At 70.3% G+C, this 16,625-nt stretch carries 17 protein-coding genes; 6 read left to right on the forward strand and 11 right to left on the reverse strand.

Going from position 1 to position 16,625, the window contains the following annotated elements:
- Positions 1–44 precede the first annotated feature (44 nt).
- Genes ACWEN6_RS27230 through ACWEN6_RS27240 form a run of 3 tightly spaced genes read left to right on the forward strand, consistent with a single transcriptional unit; the run spans position 45 to position 3,395 of the window.
- Complete coding sequence (locus ACWEN6_RS27230; protein WP_452574011.1) at positions 45–1,598, forward strand: tryptophan halogenase family protein; 1,554 nt, start codon at positions 45–47, stop codon at positions 1,596–1,598.
- Positions 1,599–1,606: 8 nt separating this feature from the next.
- Positions 1,607–2,857: a cation:proton antiporter gene (locus tag ACWEN6_RS27235; RefSeq protein ID WP_452574013.1), complete on the forward strand. Its 1,251-nt coding sequence runs from the start codon at positions 1,607–1,609 to the stop codon at positions 2,855–2,857.
- A gap of 4 nt (positions 2,858–2,861) precedes the next feature.
- Positions 2,862–3,395 carry a flavin reductase family protein gene (locus tag ACWEN6_RS27240; protein WP_452574015.1) on the forward strand — a complete coding sequence of 178 codons (534 nt, stop codon included), beginning with the start codon at positions 2,862–2,864 and terminating at the stop codon, positions 3,393–3,395.
- A gap of 119 nt (positions 3,396–3,514) precedes the next feature.
- Here the strand turns inward: ACWEN6_RS27240 and ACWEN6_RS27245 are convergent, their stop codons facing one another.
- Entirely contained in the window at positions 3,515–4,249 is a 735-nt protein-coding gene (locus tag ACWEN6_RS27245; RefSeq protein ID WP_452574017.1) for a thioesterase II family protein, read from the reverse strand.
- 123 nt (positions 4,250–4,372) lie between these two features.
- Here ACWEN6_RS27245 and sbnA point away from each other — a divergent pair, with 123 nt between their 5' ends.
- Complete coding sequence (gene sbnA / locus ACWEN6_RS27250; protein WP_452574019.1) at positions 4,373–5,392, forward strand: 2,3-diaminopropionate biosynthesis protein SbnA; 1,020 nt, start codon at positions 4,373–4,375, stop codon at positions 5,390–5,392.
- 10 nt (positions 5,393–5,402) lie between these two features.
- Positions 5,403–5,624 (forward strand): MbtH family protein, encoded by a 222-nt coding sequence (locus ACWEN6_RS27255; RefSeq protein WP_354848073.1) that lies wholly within the window; start codon positions 5,403–5,405, stop codon positions 5,622–5,624.
- Positions 5,625–5,723: 99 nt separating this feature from the next.
- On the opposite strand, the gene ACWEN6_RS27260 is transcribed toward ACWEN6_RS27255, so the two are convergent.
- Genes ACWEN6_RS27260 through ACWEN6_RS27270 form a run of 3 tightly spaced genes read right to left on the reverse strand, consistent with a single transcriptional unit; the run spans position 5,724 to position 8,152 of the window.
- Complete coding sequence (locus tag ACWEN6_RS27260) at positions 5,724–7,598, reverse strand: BTAD domain-containing putative transcriptional regulator (protein ID WP_452574021.1); 1,875 nt, start codon at positions 7,596–7,598, stop codon at positions 5,724–5,726.
- A 24-nt stretch (positions 7,599–7,622) separates the two neighbouring features.
- A complete protein-coding gene (locus ACWEN6_RS27265; RefSeq protein ID WP_452574023.1) occupies positions 7,623–7,874 on the reverse strand; it encodes a hypothetical protein in 252 nt (83 codons plus the stop codon).
- Positions 7,874–8,152, reverse strand: a complete 279-nt coding sequence (locus ACWEN6_RS27270; protein ID WP_452574025.1) for a hypothetical protein — start codon at positions 8,150–8,152, stop codon at positions 7,874–7,876. Before ACWEN6_RS27270 ends, ACWEN6_RS27265 begins: the two co-directional genes overlap by 1 nt.
- Before the next feature lie 541 nt (positions 8,153–8,693).
- Between ACWEN6_RS27270 and ACWEN6_RS27275 the strand changes: the two genes are divergently transcribed.
- A complete protein-coding gene (locus ACWEN6_RS27275; RefSeq protein ID WP_380830301.1) occupies positions 8,694–9,665 on the forward strand; it encodes a LuxR C-terminal-related transcriptional regulator in 972 nt (323 codons plus the stop codon).
- Between the two features lie 20 nt (positions 9,666–9,685).
- Here ACWEN6_RS27275 and ACWEN6_RS27280 read toward each other — a convergent pair whose 3' ends face one another.
- The 7 genes from ACWEN6_RS27280 to ACWEN6_RS27310 all read right to left on the reverse strand — a co-directional run bounded on the left by ACWEN6_RS27280 (position 9,686) and on the right by ACWEN6_RS27310 (position 16,610).
- Positions 9,686–10,423: a class I SAM-dependent methyltransferase gene (locus ACWEN6_RS27280; RefSeq protein ID WP_452574027.1), complete on the reverse strand. Its 738-nt coding sequence runs from the start codon at positions 10,421–10,423 to the stop codon at positions 9,686–9,688.
- Between the two features lie 405 nt (positions 10,424–10,828).
- Positions 10,829–11,539, reverse strand: coding sequence for a GNAT family N-acetyltransferase (locus tag ACWEN6_RS27285; protein WP_452574029.1), 711 nt, complete (start codon positions 11,537–11,539; stop codon positions 10,829–10,831).
- A 74-nt stretch (positions 11,540–11,613) separates the two neighbouring features.
- The gene (locus tag ACWEN6_RS27290; RefSeq protein WP_452574031.1) at positions 11,614–12,633 is read right to left on the reverse strand and encodes an ABC transporter substrate-binding protein; all 1,020 of its coding nucleotides are present in this window, start codon (positions 12,631–12,633) and stop codon (positions 11,614–11,616) included.
- A gap of 14 nt (positions 12,634–12,647) precedes the next feature.
- Positions 12,648–13,409: an amino acid ABC transporter ATP-binding protein gene (locus tag ACWEN6_RS27295; RefSeq protein ID WP_452574033.1), complete on the reverse strand. Its 762-nt coding sequence runs from the start codon at positions 13,407–13,409 to the stop codon at positions 12,648–12,650.
- Positions 13,406–14,275 (reverse strand): amino acid ABC transporter permease, encoded by an 870-nt coding sequence (locus ACWEN6_RS27300; protein WP_452574035.1) that lies wholly within the window; start codon positions 14,273–14,275, stop codon positions 13,406–13,408. The genes ACWEN6_RS27295 and ACWEN6_RS27300 overlap by 4 nt, the downstream gene beginning before the upstream one ends.
- A complete protein-coding gene (locus tag ACWEN6_RS27305; RefSeq protein ID WP_452574037.1) occupies positions 14,272–15,378 on the reverse strand; it encodes an LLM class flavin-dependent oxidoreductase in 1,107 nt (368 codons plus the stop codon). Before ACWEN6_RS27305 ends, ACWEN6_RS27300 begins: the two co-directional genes overlap by 4 nt.
- A 101-nt stretch (positions 15,379–15,479) precedes the next feature.
- Positions 15,480–16,610, reverse strand: coding sequence for an LLM class flavin-dependent oxidoreductase (locus ACWEN6_RS27310; RefSeq protein WP_452574039.1), 1,131 nt, complete (start codon positions 16,608–16,610; stop codon positions 15,480–15,482).
- Positions 16,611–16,625: the final 15 nt, after the last annotated feature.

The following is a 16,625-nucleotide window of genomic DNA, read 5'->3' on the forward strand; positions in this document are numbered from 1 at the left end:
GGCATCACTCGATCAAACCAAGCGACACGAACGGATGGTTTGTCATGCTCAAAAACGTTGTCATCGTCGGTGGCGGAACCGCGGGCTGGATGACGGCCTCCTACCTCGCCTCGGCGTTCGGCGACCGCGTTTCCATCACCCTGGTCGAGTCCAAGAGGATCTCCACCATCGGCGTGGGCGAGGCCACCTTCAGCACCGTGCGGCACTTCTTCGAGTACCTGGGACTGCGCGAGCAGGACTGGATGCCGCACTGCAACGCCAGCTACAAGCTCGGCATCAGGTTCGAGAACTGGCGCGAGAAGGGCCACTACTTCTACCACCCCTTCGAGCGGCTGAGGGTCGTCGACGGCTTCCCGATGACCGACTGGTGGCTGCACAAGAAGCCCAGCGAGCGGTTCGACCGGGACGTGTTCCTGATGGCCTCGATCTGCGACGACAAGCGCTCGCCCCGGTATCTGGACGGCCGGCTCTTCGAGCAGGACTTCGTCGAGGGCAGGGAGCCGGCGGAGACCACCCGCACGACCCTGCTCGACCAGGGCACCCAGTTCCCCTACGCCTACCACTTCGACGCCTCCCTGCTCGCGAACTACCTGTCCGGCTACGCCAAGGAGCGCGGGGTCACCCAGATCCTGGACGACGTCGTCGAGGTGGGACGCGACGAGCGCGGCTGGATCAGCCACGTGCGGACGGCCGAGCACGGCGACGTCACCGGCGACCTGTTCGTCGACTGCACCGGCTTCCGCGGCCTGCTGATCAACAAGACGATGGAGGAGCCGTTCATCTCCTTCCAGGACACCCTGCCCAACGACAGCGCGGTGGCGCTGCGGGTGCCGGTGGACATGGAGGAGAAGGGCCTGCGGCCGTGCACCACGGCGACCGCCCAGGACGCCGGCTGGATCTGGACCATCCCGCTGTTCGGCCGGATCGGCACCGGTTACGTCTACGCCAGCGACTACAGCACCCCCGAGGAGGCCGAGCGCACCCTGCGCGAGTTCGTCGGCCCGCAGGCCGAGGAGATGGAGGCCAACCACATCCGCATGCGCGTCGGCCGCACCCGCAACCCGTGGGTCGGCAACTGCGTGGCCATCGGGTTGTCCTGCGGCTTCGTCGAGCCGCTGGAGTCCACCGGCATCTTCTTCATCCAGCACGGCATCGAACAGCTGGTGAAGCATTTCCCCGCCCTGGGCTGGGATTCCGCGCTGACCGACTCCTACAATCGCGTCATGGCCGACGCCATCGACGGCGTGCGCGAGTTCCTCGTCCTGCACTACAAGGCGGCGGCCCGCAACGACAACGCGTACTGGCGCGACGCGAAGACCCGCACGACGCCGGACGGGCTGCAGGAGCGTTTCGACCAGTGGCGCTCCAAGCCCCCCGCGGCCGACACCATTTTCCCGCGCTACCACGGCTTCGAGGCCTACTCCTACCTGGCGATCCTCCTCGGCATGGGCGGCGTCCCGATGAAGCCGACGCCCGCGCTCGCGCTGATGGACGGCACGGCGGCCGACAAGGAGTTCCAGATGCTCAAGGACGAGTCGCTGGACCTGGTGAAACGACTGCCCAGCCAGTACGAGTACCTCGCCCAGATGCACCGCTAGGAGAACAGATGTACGTGTTGCTGCTGCTTCCCGCGATCGCGCTCATCGTGATCTGCGGCGGCTGGGCCGCACGGCGGCTCAGCCAGCCGGAGATCGTGATCGAGATCGCCCTGTGCCTGGCCCTCGGCATGGTGGCGGCCACCCTGCTCGGCCGGGACCTCACCGGCTCGGCCGCCTTCGAGGTCCTGCGGTTCGCCGGGCAGCTCGGCCTGGCCATGTTCCTGGTCGGGGCCGCCCACCATATGCGCGAGTCCTTCGGCGGGCACTCCCTGCGGCAGGTGGCGTGGCTGTCGGCGGGCGCGACCCTGGTCCCGCTCGCCGCGGGCGCCCTGTTCGCCGTGTGGGTGCTCAAGGACGGCGACCCGCTGTTACGCGGCGGGGCGCCGACGGTGGCGCTGGTGCTGATGCTGGCGATCGCGCTGACCGTCACCGCCGTGCCGGTCCTGGCCGGCATCCTGCGCGACCGCGGCCTCCAGCACACCGAGGACGGGCGGCTCGCCCTGATGAGCGCGTCCGGCATCGACGCGGTCACCGGAGTGCTGCTCGGTGTCACGATCGGGCTCACGCAGGGCGGCGGCGGGTTCGTCACCATCCCGGTGGTCCTGGCCGGCGGCGCGGTGGCCGTGCTGCTGCGCCGCCTGGCGGCCACCGCGCGAGTCGCGGCACTCGCAGAACGCCACCGCGTCGTGCTCCTGGTGCTGATCGCGGCGGCCGCCACCGGCGCGGCCCTGGCGACCAAGCGGCTCGGGCTGACCGAGGTGTACGGCGCGGTGATCATCGGACTGGCCCTGCCCGGCAGGCCGGGGGCGGCCGAGCGCGGCCCGTGGACGGAGGCGGCCGAGACGCTGGGCCGTCTCGGCCGGTCGCTGCTGCCGGTCACGTTCGTGGTCACCGGAACCGTCGTGGTGGCCGGCCCCGACCGGATCTTCTCCTGGGAGGCCACCGCGATCGCCACCGCGCTGGCCATCGTGGCCAAGCTCGGCGGCGCCTACGCGGGCGCGAGGGCGGGCGGCCGGTCGCGCATCTCCAGCATGCGCCTGGCGACGCTGATGAACACCCGGGGCCTGACCGAGATCGTGGTCCTGCAGGCGGGGTTCACCGCCGGGATCCTGTCCCCCGCGATGTACCTGGCGCTGCTGGTCATGGCGCTGGTCACCACGGGGCTCAGCGGCCCGCTGCTGCTGGTCACCGACCGGTACGCGCGCTCGACGGGCATCGGGGCGGGCGTGCCCTCCTCCATCCACCTAGCCGAGCGGTGATCACATGACCATGGCGCCGAGGGCCGTACGAGACGGCCTCGACCATCCCGCCGAGACCACTCCCGACCGGTTCCGCAGCTTCATGTCCGGTTTCCCGAGCGGGGTCGCCGTCATCACGGCGACCGACCTCGACGGCCGGCCGTGGGGGATGACCTGCTCGGCGCTGTGCAGCGCGACCACCGACCCGCCGACGCTCATCATCGGCATCCGCGCCGAGAGCCCGACGCTCAAGGCGCTGCTGGACAGCCGCGTCTTCGCGGTCAACCTGCTGCACGACCGGGCCAGGCGCACGGCGGAGCTGTTCGCCTCCGGTGCGCCGGACCGTTTCGACGGCGTGCGGTGGGAGAGCCGTCCGGGGTGCGGGCCGCACCTGCTGGACGACGCGCACGCCGTGGCCGACTGCAGGGTCAGCGACAGCGTGCTGGTGGGCCGCCAGCGCATCGTGTTCGGCGAGCCCTTTCGCATCGACGACCTGGCGGAGACCGTCCCGCTGCTGTACGGGCTGCGGCAGTACGGAAGGTGGGCCGACGGCCGGTGAGCCGGCCGTGGAGAAGGCCGAGGCCGGAAGGTCTCGGCCTTCTCCCTTACGTCCGCCCGGACGGCGGTCACCGGAAAGGTCCCCGTGTCGTGGTCACCGGGAATGGGCCCGCGTCCCCGTCATCGGGAAAGGCCCTCCCGGACGACGGCCAGCATCTCCGGGCATTCGTGCACGAAGAAATGGTCGCCGGGAAAGACGTGGAAATCGAAACCGGCGCCGCTGTGCGCGCTCCACCGGCGCACGTCGTCCGGCGGCGCGCTCGGATCCTGCGCCCCGGCGAACGCGGTGATCGGAACCGGCAGCACGGACCCCTCGGCCGCCGCGGAGGTCTCCGAAAGCTGGAAATCGGCGCGAATTGTGGGCAGAAGCAGGTCGACCAGGTCGCGGTCCTCGAAGAACTCCGGCGGCGTCCCGTTCATCTTGCGCAGTTCCTCGATGAATTCCTCGTCGGGCAGCAGATGGTGGCGGCGCCCCTCGGGGATGGCCGCCGGCCCGCACCCCGACAGGTAGACGCGCACCGGCACGTCGTTCCCCTTCTCGCACAGCCGCAGCGCCAGCTCGTAGGCGACCAGGCCGCCCATGCTGTGGCCGTACAGCGCGAAAGGCTTGGTCATCGTGGGGGCGAGGCCGTCGATGAGCATCGGGACCAGCTCGTCCAGCCGCGCCACCGGGTCCTCTGCGATGCGGTCCTCCCGGCCCGGCAGCAGGATGGGGCAGACCTCGACGCCCGGCCCGAGCGCCCCCGCCCAGGAGTCGAACATCCGGGTGCCGCCGCCGGCGTAGGGCAGGCAGTAAAGGCGGGCACCGGCCGCCGGATTCTGGTGACGCCAGGAAATCCACCGCTGACTTGTCATGGTCGTCGCGCCCTCCTCGGGTCATTCTTCCCATTGAAATGGTAGCAGCGGGACACGGCATTCCGCCGCCCGGTGAAAAGGCTCTGATAACCACAAGAAATCGCCGCCGTATAGCCTTTTATCGTGCCGGTGATCAGCGATCCACTCCAGTACAACGCAGAGGACGTCTACGTCGACCTGCGGCCCACGTTCGGGCAACGCCTGTATCTCAAGTACGAAGGGTTCAATTTCGGCGGTTCCATCAAGATGAAGGCGGCCGCCGAGATGGTGATGGCCGCCGAGCGCAGCGGCCGGCTCCTGCCGGGCTCGACGCTGGTGGAGTCCTCCTCGGGTAACCTCGGCCTGGCCCTGAGCATCATCGCGGCCAGCAGGGGTTACGGGTTCGTGTGCGTTACCGATGCCCGCTGCAACCCCGCCGTGCGAAGCATGATGGAGCTGTACGGCACGCGGGTGCACGTGATCACCACGCCCGACCCCGTCAACGGACTCCTCGGCGCGCGCATCGACTACGTCCAGAGCCTGTGCGCGGAGGACGACCGCTACGTCTGGCTCAACCAGTACGCCAATCCCAGCAACTGGACGGCCCACTACCGGCGGACGGCGCCCGCCATCGCCTCGGCCTTCCCCGACCTCGACGTGCTGTTCGTCGGCGCGGGGACCACCGGCACCCTGATGGGGTGCGCGCGGTACTTCCGCGAGCACTCCCCGCGGGTGACCATCGTCGCGGTGGACGCCATCGGCTCGGTCACCTTCGGCGGTCCCGCGACCCCGCGGATGATCCCGGGGGTGGGCACGAGCCTGCGCCCTCCCCTGCTCGACGAGTCGTTCGTGGACGACGTCGTGCACGTCAGCGAGGCCGACACGATCCAGGCCTGCCACCGCATGGCCAGCAACGGGTTCCTGTTCGGCGGCTCGACGGGCACGGTCGTCAGCGGCGCCCTGCGGTGGCTGTCCGCGGGCGGGTACGACGCGAAGACCACCGCGCTGACCATAGCCCCCGACCTCGGGGAACGCTACCTCGACTCCATCTACTCCGAGACCTGGCTGCACGACCACTACGCGGGCGAGGAGTGGGGACCACCCTGCTGGGACCTCCGCGAGATCGCCCACGACGTCAAGGCCCCGCCCACACCAAGCACCTGAGGAGACGACCATGGCCACCAACCCCTTCGAGAACAACGACGGCACCTACCTCGTCCTGGTGAACGACGAGAACCAGCACTCCCTGTGGCCGTCGTTCATCGAGGTCCCCGCCGGCTGGACCAACGTGTTCGGCGAGAACGGCCGGCAGGAGTGCCTTGACTACATCGAGGCGAACTGGACCGACATGCGCCCGGCCAGCCTGGTCCGCCTCATGGAAGAGGCGAACGCCTAGCAGGGAGTGCGGGGCCGGGCGCGACGACCGCGCCCGGCCCCTCGCCGATGAGGTTTCGATGGGATCGGCCGCACGCCGGTCAGGTGTGCGTGCCGCCGGTCAGGCGTACTGGGCGCGGGCGGCCATGCTGCCCGCGGTGTCGCCGGGGGCGTCGGCCCTGCTCTTCTCCCGGGCGTACTGCGCGAACAGGCTCGGCAGACGGTAGCGGCGGCGGCCGTCCTGGTCGCGCGCGGCGACCTCCAGGAACCCGGTCTCGTGCAGGTTCTCCATCAGGTCCTCGGCCTCTGCCGGTCCGCAGTCCAGCAGCGTGGCCGCCATCCACGGCGTGACGTCGCGGATGCCGAGCAGCCCGAGCCGGCGCAGCGCGAGCGCGGCCCGCGGCGACAGGTCGCGGTAGCTCGCGCCGATGCGCGCCCGGACGTCCCAGATGCCGTGGCTGATCTCGCTCAGCCGCCGCTCGGGGTCCTCCAGGCGCAGCAGCAGGTCCTTCAGCGTCCAGTGGCTCCTCGCCGCGAGCCGCAGGGCCGCGCTCCACAGCGCGAGCGGCATCCCGTCGCAGAGTTCACCGAGCCGTTCCAGCGAGTCGGGGTCGTCGCGGGCCCGCTCCTCGCCGATGATGCCGCGCAGCAGCGCCGAGGACTCGGCCGTCCTGAACGGCCGCAGGTGCAGCCGGACGCTGCCGTGCGCGTCCGGCAGGGCGCGGCCGGTCAGCAGCACGCAGCAGGTGCCGCTGCCCGGCAGCAGCGGCCGGGCCTGCGCGGCGTTGCGCACGTTGTCGATGACGATGAGCACCTTGCGGCCGTCCACCAGGCTGTTGTAGAGCGACGTCTGCTCCTCCAGCCGCGCCGGGATCTCGGCGAGCGGCACGCCGAGGGCGTGCAGGAACCCGCTGAGCACGGCCGCGGCCTCGGAGGCCGGCTGGTCGGGATCCCATCCGCGCAGGTCGGCGAACAGTTGCCCGTCGGGGAAGTGCTCGGCGGCGCCGTGCGCCCAGTGCACGGCCAGCGCCGTCTTGCCCACCCCGACCCGGCCGGTGAGCACGCCCACCGGCACCGGGCCGCTCCGGGCGCGCTGGTCGAGCAGCCCGTCCAGCGCGGCCAGGTCGGCCTGCCGGCCGGTGAACAGCGGCGCGCTCGGCGGGAGCTGCGCGGGCACGACCCTGGTCCACACCGACGGGACCGGCGCGCGCACCGACGCGAGCTTGGGATCGTCCCGGAAGATCGCCGCCTGCATGTCGCGCAGGATCGGCCCCGGTTCGAGGCCGAGGTCCTCGACCAGCCGCCGGCGGCCCTCGTTGAAGATCTCCAGCGCCTCGCTGCGCCGCCCGCCGCGGTACTGCGCCAGCATGAGCAGCGCCCGCGCGCGTTCCCTGAGCGGGTGTTCCCTGACGAGGGCGGCGAGGTCGGGCACCAGGTCGGTGTGCTGCCGCAGTTCCAGTTTGAGCGCCAGCGACTCCTCGTAGACGGCCAGGCGGGTCTCCTCCAGCCTGATCGCCTTGCCCTCCACGACGGAGCTCGGGACGCCCGCGAGCGCGGGGCCCCACCACAGTTTCAGCGCCTCGTCCAGCTTGGCGCTGGCCTCGGTCGTGCGTCCCTGCTGCAGGGCCGCCTGCCCCTCCTCCACCAGGCGGACGAACTGCTCGCCGTCGATGCGGCAGCCCTCCGACACCAGCTTGTAGCCGGGGGAGACGGTGGCGATGACGTCGTGGTAGCCGGCGGCGGCGAACAGCTTGCGCAGGGCGGCGATGCAGATGGCGACCTGGGTGCGGCCCGTCGCGGGCGGCGAACCGCCCCAGACGGCGTCGACGAGGCTGTCGACGGAGACCACACAGTCGCAGGACAGGAGGAGCATGGCCAGCACGACGCGCTGGCGAGGGCTGCCGATCCGCAGGCGGCGGCCTCCGGCCTGTACCTCCAGCGGACCCAGATAGCGGAACCCCAGCGATGAAGGAGCGGTTTCCGACGGCTCACTCACGAGACCACCTTCAAGGTGCGGGAATTAAACGATTCTCCAGAACTGGAGCTCAGGGGTGTTCGCGATCGTGGTCTCGACCAGTCTTCTGAGCCTGACGTCGGCCTCCTGCGCCGTGGCCACCCGGTAAAAGGCGAAGATGTCCAGGCCCTGGGGGCCGGCGCGCACCTGGATGTGTTCGAGGCCGTCTCCGGCGGTGGTGTTGACCAGCACCCGCTCCCGCCAGCCGTCCGCGTCGCACGAGACCAGGGGCGCGACCCGCAGCGCGGACATCCGCATCAGAGGCCCACCGACGTGGCGGGTGGCGCGGCCCCGGCGCCCCCGGCCGCCGGCCCGTCGGCCGGCCGCAGTGCGAACCCCCAGCCGAAACCGGTGCCGTCGGGCGGGCCGTAGTCGACGATCTCGCCCATGGCTTGGGGGTCGCCCCAGCCGAAACCCCCGTCAGGCTGCCACGGTATGCCGGGATCGACCCACATAATGGCGGCGCTCGCGAGAGCGGTCGCGACAATTGCCAGCGTGGCCAGGTGCCGGCGGACGATCTTCGTGAGGTAGGCCATGATTCTCGCACTCTCCTTCGCCTGAATGCTTCGACATCCGCCCCGTACGGACCGCTTTCCCCGGGCGGCTCACCCCACAATGCGTTGCCGGCCCCCTGATGTCATCGGCTAGGGGTTGGCGCGAGGCCGCCTGGCGGCCTTCCGCCAGCGGCGGCCGCGCGGGCGGCGGCATCACCGGCCGCCGCGGAAAATGGGGCGTTCGCCGGCCGGCCCAGGTCAGGGGCTCAGCGGGGCGCGAAATCCGCGCGTGCGACTTCGGAGAGTAACCTTGCGCGAGATTGCCCCGGGCATTTCGGACGACCTTGCGAGGAAAAGGTCACTTGATCTATATTACGGGCGAGCGGGGGGATGGAAGAAGACTTGCAGGGTGAATGACTTCGATAGTCAAGGCAATCTCCGGTGCTACCAGCCGTCAACGGCAGTCACCCTGAGCAAGCCAGGTCATTCGATTTAATTTTGAATCAGCCCCCATCTCACCGGGCGACAGTGGGTCGAAGAAAAGGCGCAGGAGGCGCCGCTTTCACTGTGCAGGGAGGTAACGGTGCTGAGCGCGCTGGGGCTGTCCACCCGCGATGAGGCCATCTACCGCACCATGTTGGACCGCCCCGATTTCGGTGTGGCCGATATCGCCGCCCATCTGGGCCTGACGACCGACGACGTCCGTGAGGCGCTCGACACCCTCATCGACCTGGCCCTGGTCCGCTCCACCATCGAAGACGGGACGGTGCGGGCGGTGCGGCCCCAGGCCGGCCTGACGGCGCTGCTCGCCCGCGTCGAGGCCGAACTCGGCACCCGCCAGCAGCAGCTCGAAGGCGCCCGCGCCTCCATCGCCTCCATCGCGGCCGCCTACGCCGAGCAGGAGCAGTCGGAGGAGGGACGCCGCCTCAACGGGCTGGACACCGTGCGCGACCGGCTGGCGGAGCTGTCGCACAGCGCCGTGGTCGAATGCGTCTCCCTGAGCCCCGGGGGCGCGCAGAACCCCTCCACCATCGAGTCGGAGAAGCCGCTCAACCAGATCGCGCTCGGCCGCGGGGTCAAGATTCGCACCGTCTATCTCGACAGTATCCGCAACGACCCGGTCACCCTCTCCTACGCCCGCTCCATGGTCGCCCTCGGCGAGCAGTGCCGCACGGTGCCGAACCTGCCCATGCGCCTGGTCATCGTGGACCGCGAGATCGCGCTGGTCCCCCTGGATCCCATCGACCCCACCCGCGGCGCGCTCGAACTGCGCAGCCGCGGCGTCGTCACCGGCCTGTACGCCCTGTTCGAGCAGGTGTGGAGCAGCGGCACCCCGATCACCGAGCCGCCCGCCCGCAACGAGCACGGCCTCACCCCGCAGGAGCACAGCCTCCTGCGGTTGCTCGCCGACGGCCACACCGACGAGTCGGCGGCGCGCAACCTGGCCATCTCGCTGCGCAGCGTCCAGCGCATGATGAACGCCCTGACCGAGCGCCTGAACGCGGTCAGCCGGTTCCAGGCCGGCACCGAGGCCAGCCGGCGCGGTTGGGTCTGACCGGCGCCGGCCGCCCGCGGTCAGCGCATGTAGAAGCACAGCATCGGGTCGTTGCGCCCGGTGTGCACGGCCTCGCTCAGCTCCAAAGACTCCTTCAGCTCCACCAGCCCCCGGTTGACCTCCGGCGCGGCGGCACGCGAGGCGGTGAAGTATCCGATGCCCCGCTCGGCCAGCCACGACAGCACCACGCGGCCCTCGCTGAACGGCCACGGCCGCCTGGTGTGGAACACGTCGTGCACGCTCACCGGCACACCGGCGGGCACCGTCGGGAACAGCTCGTTCACGTACCAGCGCGCGAAGCTCCTGGTGTGCGCGGCGTCCACGAACAGGTAGTCGATCTCGTGGTCGTGGCCGGCGAGCATCTGGCGCGCGTCGCCGCGCACGAACGTCCACCGGCCGGCCGACAGGTCCTCGGGCACGTTGCGGCGCGCGTTGTCGATCAGGTCGTAGGTGTACAGGTGCCCGGAGCCGTTGTCCCGCAGGGCGCGCAACAGCCAGGTGGTCGACCATCCGTCCAGCGAGCCGATCTCGACGACCTCCTCGGGACGGTGCTCGCGCACCATCAGGTAGGTGATCTCGGCCTCGAGGTCGTCCAGTTTCGTCGCGGCCCCCGGGTTCGCGGCGCGCAGCGCGTGCTGTTCGACGCGCACGGCCCGCAGGTCGTCGGCGTATTTCCGATAGAGGTCGACGACGTAACCGAGGTTCAATTCGCCGTTCTCCTGGTGACCCGCCACCTGTTCCCGGCTATTTCCGTCCACGCCGTGCCTCCCTGTATTCGCCTCCGCGCCTGCCGTGCGCGGCCGGGCCCGCGTGCGGACGCCCTTGGCCCGCCGCGGCCCGCAACGAGGATCTACGGATTCGGACAATATACGAGCCGCATTTCACTTCGTTATGTGCGTGGTTTCGCCTGCGGCCTCGCGGTCCTGGACGCGGCCCCTTTTCGGCCCGGCTCTGTACACGGCGCCTCATCATCGGTAGGAACTCAGCGTGACGGAGTCGCGTGCGAATCATGGTGTGGAGCCCTGGACGTCGAGGTGCGCGACCTCGGCCCGCGGTTCTGGTACGGCGGCCCGCACGCCCGCACCGCCATGGTCACCGCCACCCGCCCGTGACGCCTCACCCCGGGAGGGCGGCCGGCCGCGCCGTTCGCGGCTCCGGAATGGTCACGGTCGCGTGCGGGACGCGCTGACCACCTCGTTCTCGGGGACGCGGAGGGCGTTGAACGACGTCCTTCGCCGCAAGGAGAAGCCGAGCGATTCGTACAGGCGGATCGCGCCGGTGTTGCTCGCCGCGGCGTGCAGGAACGGGATCTCCCCTCGTGCCCGGATGCCCGCGGCGACCGCCAGCACCAGGCGGGTGGCCAGGCCCTGACCTCGGAACGCGGTGTCGGTGCAGACGGCACTGATCTCGGTCCAGCCGGGCGGGTGCAGCCGCTCACCCGCCATGGCGACCAGCGTGCCGCCGCGGCGGATGCCGAGGTAGGCGCCGAGGCCGATGGTGCGCGGGAGAAAGGGGCCCGGCTGGGTGCGTCCGGCGAGGTCGAGCATCTCGGGCACGTCGGCCGCGGTCAGCCGTACCGCCTCCTCGTCGGGTGCGCCGAACACCGCGGTGCCCGACATCTGGACACCTGGCACGACCTGTACCACTTCCCAGCCGGCCGGGGGTGAGGTCGTGGCGCCGGCCACGGACACGATGATGCCCGGGCCCGACAACGCGGCGATGTCGTCCCAGTCGGCGGCCGACGGCTCGCTTCCAACCGCGAGGAAGGGAGACATGTCCGCCGGATAGCGCCGGACGGCGCCGCGCACTTCGGCCAGATGCGCGTGCGGCCCGGTGAGCGAGGCCCATGCGGGGTTGTCCAGCGGATGCGTCACCGGGTCACCTCGGCCACGACCGCGCCGGGGGCGGGCCCGGTGATCAGTGATGTCACAGGCATGTTCGTCCTCGATCAGCTCGACTGGCGGGGCAGGCCCGGCGGGTTGATCTGCGACTCGGGGATCGCCTCGTTGCCCAGGCCCCAGCGGTCGAGCACTTCCTTGTACTTCCCGTCCTTGATCACCGTGTTCAGCGCCTCGTTGAGGGGCTTGACCAGGCCGTTGTCCTTCTTGGTCATCGCCGCGATGAGGCCCTGCAGATCAGGACCGGCGCCCGAGGTGGTGCCGGCGATCCGGGAGTCGCCGCTCACCGTGACGTTGTAGGCGATGGACGGATTCGGCCCGAAGTACGCCTGGATGCGTCCCGACTTCAGCGCGAGCAGGGCGTCGCCGTAAGCCGTGTAGTACTGGATCTCGGCCGGCTTGAGACCGGCCGCCTTGTTCTGCGCGTCCCAGTCGAGGAGGATCTTCTCCTGGTTGGTTCCCGACCCGACGGAGACCCGCAGCCCGGCGATGTCGGCGGGCTTGGTGATCGAGGTGATCGGGCTGCTCTTGGGGACCTGCCAGGCGAGCTGGTCCACGCGGTAGGTCGCGAAGTCGTAGATGTCCTTGCGCTCTTCGGTGACCGTGACGTTGTTGAAGACGACCTCCAGCTTTCCGGACTTCGCGCCCACGAAGAGGTTCTCCCAGGAGGTGATCTCCTGCTTCACCTCCAGGCCGAGGACGTCGGCGACGAGCTGGGCGATGTCGGTCTCCACACCGATGTACGTCGTGTCGTCGTCGGCGAGGAAGCCCAGCGGCGGAGCGCCCTGGCCGCTGTGGCCGACGGCGAGCCTGCCGTCCGCCGCGATGGCGGCGGGCACCTGCGCGGCGATGGAGTCGACCTTCCGTGCGCGCACGCGGTTCTGGTCGGGACCGGTGTTGATCTTCTTGTCGGCTCCGGCGGCGGCGTTCGCGCCGGTGGGGGCGCTCGTGGCGGCACCCGTGGCGGCGCCCTTGGCGGCGTCGGTCGGCTCGGCGCCGCACGCGGCGACGGCGAGGGCCAGGAGCATCGCGGGCACGGCGGAGGCGGCCCACCTGGGAGAAGAGCGCATGATGGTTCCTAGCGTCAGAGGACTTTGCCGATGAAGGCGCGGGTGCGTTCGTGCAGCGGATCGTCCAGGACCTGGGACGGGGGTCCTTGTTCGAGGATCCGGCCGGCGTCCATGAAGACGACCGTGTCGGCCACCTCGCGGGCGAAGCCGATCTCGTGGGTGACGACGAGCATGGTCGTGCCGGTGCGGGCCAGGTCCTTCATCACTTCGAGGACCTCGCCGACGAGTTCGGGGTCCAGCGCCGAGGTCGGCTCGTCGAACAGCACGACCTTGGGCTCCAGCGCCAGCGCCCGGGCGATGGCCACCCGCTGCTGCTGGCCACCGGACAAGGTGCGCGGGTAGGCGTCCGCCTTGTCCGCCAGGCCCACCCGGTCGAGCAGCCGGGTCACCAGGGTCTCGACCTCGGCCCTGGACCGCTTCTGTGCCGAGAGCGGCGCCTCGGCCACGTTCTGCCGCACGGTGAGGTGCGGGAAGAGGTTGAAGTTCTGGAAGACGAAACCGATCCGCGTCCGCTGCCGGAGGATCTCCCGCTCATGCAGCTCGTGCAGCCGATCGCCCGACCTTCTGTAGCCGAGCAGTTCGCCCTCGATCTCGACCGTCCCCGACTCCACCTTCTCCAGATGGTTGATCGTCCGCAGCAACGTCGACTTGCCCGAGCCCGACGGGCCGAGGATCACGGCCACCTCGCCCTGCCGCACACTCAGGCTCACTCCGCGCAGCACGTGCAGCGGGCCGAAGTGTTTGTGCACGTCGCGCAGTTCCACCATCGTGGTCATGAGCGCCCTCTGCCGTAGTGACGCTCGACGTAGTACTGCACGACCGACAGCACCGTGGTCAGGACCAGGTACCAGACCGCCGCCACCAGCAGGAGGGCCATCACCCGGCCGTTGCGCATGTAGATCACCTGCACCTGGTAGAACAGCTCGGGCAGCGCCATGATGTAGACGACCGACGTTCCCTTGACCAGGCCGATGATCTCGTTGCCCGCGTTCGGCACGATGGTGCGCATCGCCTGCGGCAGGATGATCCGGAACAGCCGGCGCACGCGGGGGATGCCCAGCGCCGCGGCGGCCTGCCGCTGGCCCGGGTCCACCGACAGCAGCCCACCCCGTACGATCTCGGCGGCGTACGCGGCCTGGTGCAGCGCCAGGCCGAGGGCGGCGGCGGTCAGCGGCCCGATGAGGTCCATGGTGCCGATGGCGAAGAACCCGGGTCCGAAGGGGATCCCGAACGACAGCCGGGGATACAGCAGTGCCAGGTTGTACCAGAACAGCAACTGCAAGATCAGCGGGACCGAGCGGAAGAGCCAGACGTAGCCCCAGGCCACCGACGACAGCAGCCGGTTGGGCGACAGGCGCATGAGGGCCAGTACGGTGCCCAGGGCGAATCCGAGGACGATGCCGAACGCCGTCAGCTCCAGGGTGAGTCCCACCGCGCGCAGGACCGAGGGCGCGAACAGGTACTGTCCGACGATCTCCCAGTCCCATGCGGGGTTGGTGGCGAGCGAGTTGGCCGCCATCGCGAGCAGGAGCAGCACGAGAGCGGTCGACGCCCAGCGCAGCGGATGTCGGGTCGGGACGACCTTCGGCGGGAGTTCGTCCCGCTGGACGCCCGGCGCCGTCCGGGTGCCGGAGAGCGTCATGATCCCACCGAGCTGAGCGCGGCGGCCCTGGCGCGGTCGCGTTCCGCGACCCCCTCCCGGACCAGCGGGATCACATACCGGCCGAAGTCGATCGCGTCGTCGAGGATGTCGTAACCGCGCGCGGAGATGATGTCCACGCCGAGGTCGTAGTAGTCCAGCAGCGCCTCCGCCACGGTCTCGGGGGTGCCGACCAGCGCGTTGGAGTTGCCCGCGCCGCCGGTCGCGGCCGCGGTCGGCGTCCACAGCGCACGGTCGTGACGCTCTCCCCTGGCCGCCACCTCCAGCAGGCGTTGTGATCCGGTGTTCTCCGGCGGCCCGGACAGGCGGCGCCTGGTCGTCCCGGCTCCCCGCAGGTCGCCGAGGATGCGGTGCGCCTTCTTCCAGGCCAGTTCCTCGGTCGGAGCGATGATCGGCCTGAAGGCCACCTGGATCCTCGGCACGTCCGCACGTCCCGCCCGCGACGCGGCCTCCTTGATCGAGGTGATCTGCTGCGCGGTGTCGGCCAGGGGTTCACCCCACAGGCAGTAGATGTCGGCTTCGGCTCCACCCGCCGCGTACGCCGCCGCCGAGGACCCGCCGAAGGACACCGACGGGCGCGGCTCCTGGACCGGGAACACGTCGGAGACGAAGTCCTTGAAGCTGTAGTGCTCCCCCTCGTGGTCGAAGGGCTCGCGCGAGGTCCAGCCCTTCTTGACGATCCCGATGTACTCCCTGGTGCGGGAGTACCGGGCGTCCTTGGTCAGGAAGTCGCCCTCGCGGCCCTGCTCGTGGTCGTTGCCGCCGGTGATGAAGTGGACGGTCAGCCGTCCGTCACTGATCTGGTCCAGTGTGGCGAACGTCTTGAGGGCGTACGTCGGGTACGACACGTTCGGCCGGTGGGCCAGGAGGATGCCGAGATCCGTGACCCTCGTGGCGACGAACGCGGCCGCCTGCGCCGGGTCGGGCGAGCCGGATCCGTAGGCGAACAGCACCCGGTCCCAGCCGTACTCCTCATGGGCCCGGGCGAGACGGAGTGTGTACTGCTTGTCGAACGAGGGACCGGAGCGCGGCGAGGTTTCGGAGCCGTCGTTGGTCCCGCCGATACCGAGAAACTCGACGGGCATGGATGCCGCCTTTCTGGGCGAGGTAGACAGTTTCACCTCAACACAGCCTGATGTTCCCGTCAAGACCTACTTGTTTAGTGGGTTTTTATCGCCCGGCCATCTCACCGGCGGTGCCATTCCTCGGCGAGCAACCGGTAGGAGCGCACCCGGTCCTTGTGGTCATGGGTGATGGTGGTGACGACGAGCTCGTCGGCGCCGGTCGCCTCCCGAAGCTGTTCGAGCTGGTCGGCGACCTGCCCGGCGGTCCCGACGAACTGGGTGTCGACGCGGTCGGCGACCAGCTCACGGTCGGCCTCGCTCCACGGGATGGCACGGGCCTCGGCGGGGGTCGGGAACGGGATCGCCCCTTCGGCGGTCCGGATGCTGCGCACCCACGGCCCGTAACCCGCGGCGAGCTCGCGGGCGGCGGCCTCGGTCCCGGCGACGACGACGTCGGCGGAGACGCTGACGTAGGGCCGGTCCAGCTCCGCGGACGGGCGGAACGCGGCCCGGTAGCCCTCGGCCGCCTCCAGTACGCTGCCGGGACTGACGTGGTAGTTGGCGGCGAACCGCAGGCCGTTCGCGCCGGCGACGTTCGCGCTCTCGCCGCCGCTGCTGCCGAGGATCCAGAGCTGCACCTGCGCGCCCTCACCCGGGACCACATGCGCTTCCTCGCCCTCCGGGGACCGGTAGGTGCCGCGCAGCAGGTCGAGGATGTCGCCGACCTGTTCGGTGTAGTCCTGCGACCGCGCGCCGGGCAGTTGCAGCAGCGTCTTCTGCAGCGCGAAACGCGGCGAGGCGAGCAGATGGGCGAAGGAGAACTTCGGCGGGATCGGCAACCCGTTCGGCGCCCGCCCGTCGACCACCGTGGCGCCGGACACCAGCGCCGGTTCCCGGGCCGTCTCGGCCGGCCGCCCGCCCGACCGGCCGAGACCGAGGTCCAGGCGCCCCGGGTGCAGCGCGTCGATGAGCCCGAACTCCTCGACCGTCGCAAGGGCCGTGCGGTGGCCCATCTGCACCGCGCCGGATCCGATCCGGATCGTCGAGGTCGCCGACGCGGTCAGCGCCAGCAGTACGGCGGGCGATGTCCCGGCGACCCCCGGGTTGAGGTGGTGCTCGGCGAACCAGTAGCGGGCGTAGCCGAAGCGTTCCGCCTGCCGCGCCAGGTCGATGCTGTTACGCAGGGCCTGCGCGGCGGTCGATCCCGAAGAGATCGGCACCAGGTCGAGCACTGCCAGTGGGATGGTGGCCATGTGTCACCCTTCTAC

It is taken from the genome of Sphaerisporangium sp. NPDC004334 (genome assembly GCF_053602655.1).

What these genes read in the sequence shown, in the direction of transcription:
- ACWEN6_RS27265 (WP_452574023.1), bottom strand. Translation starts at nt 7,874, where the DNA reads ATGCGGATGTCCGCGCTGCGGGTCGCGCCCCTGGTCTCGTGCGACGCG.
- ACWEN6_RS27310 (WP_452574039.1), bottom strand. Translation starts at nt 16,610, where the DNA reads ATGGCCACCATCCCACTGGCAGTGCTCGACCTGGTGCCGATCTCTTCG.
- ACWEN6_RS27240 (WP_452574015.1), top strand. Translation starts at nt 2,862, where the DNA reads ATGACCATGGCGCCGAGGGCCGTACGAGACGGCCTCGACCATCCCGCC.
- ACWEN6_RS27235 (WP_452574013.1), top strand. Translation starts at nt 1,607, where the DNA reads ATGTACGTGTTGCTGCTGCTTCCCGCGATCGCGCTCATCGTGATCTGC.
- ACWEN6_RS27230 (WP_452574011.1), top strand. Translation starts at nt 45, where the DNA reads ATGCTCAAAAACGTTGTCATCGTCGGTGGCGGAACCGCGGGCTGGATG.
- ACWEN6_RS27295 (WP_452574033.1), bottom strand. Translation starts at nt 13,409, where the DNA reads ATGACCACGATGGTGGAACTGCGCGACGTGCACAAACACTTCGGCCCG.
- ACWEN6_RS27255 (WP_354848073.1), top strand. Translation starts at nt 5,403, where the DNA reads ATGGCCACCAACCCCTTCGAGAACAACGACGGCACCTACCTCGTCCTG.
- ACWEN6_RS27305 (WP_452574037.1), bottom strand. Translation starts at nt 15,378, where the DNA reads ATGCCCGTCGAGTTTCTCGGTATCGGCGGGACCAACGACGGCTCCGAA.
- ACWEN6_RS27290 (WP_452574031.1), bottom strand. Translation starts at nt 12,633, where the DNA reads ATGCGCTCTTCTCCCAGGTGGGCCGCCTCCGCCGTGCCCGCGATGCTC.
- ACWEN6_RS27270 (WP_452574025.1), bottom strand. Translation starts at nt 8,152, where the DNA reads ATGGCCTACCTCACGAAGATCGTCCGCCGGCACCTGGCCACGCTGGCA.
- ACWEN6_RS27300 (WP_452574035.1), bottom strand. Translation starts at nt 14,275, where the DNA reads ATGACGCTCTCCGGCACCCGGACGGCGCCGGGCGTCCAGCGGGACGAA.
- ACWEN6_RS27245 (WP_452574017.1), bottom strand. Translation starts at nt 4,249, where the DNA reads ATGACAAGTCAGCGGTGGATTTCCTGGCGTCACCAGAATCCGGCGGCC.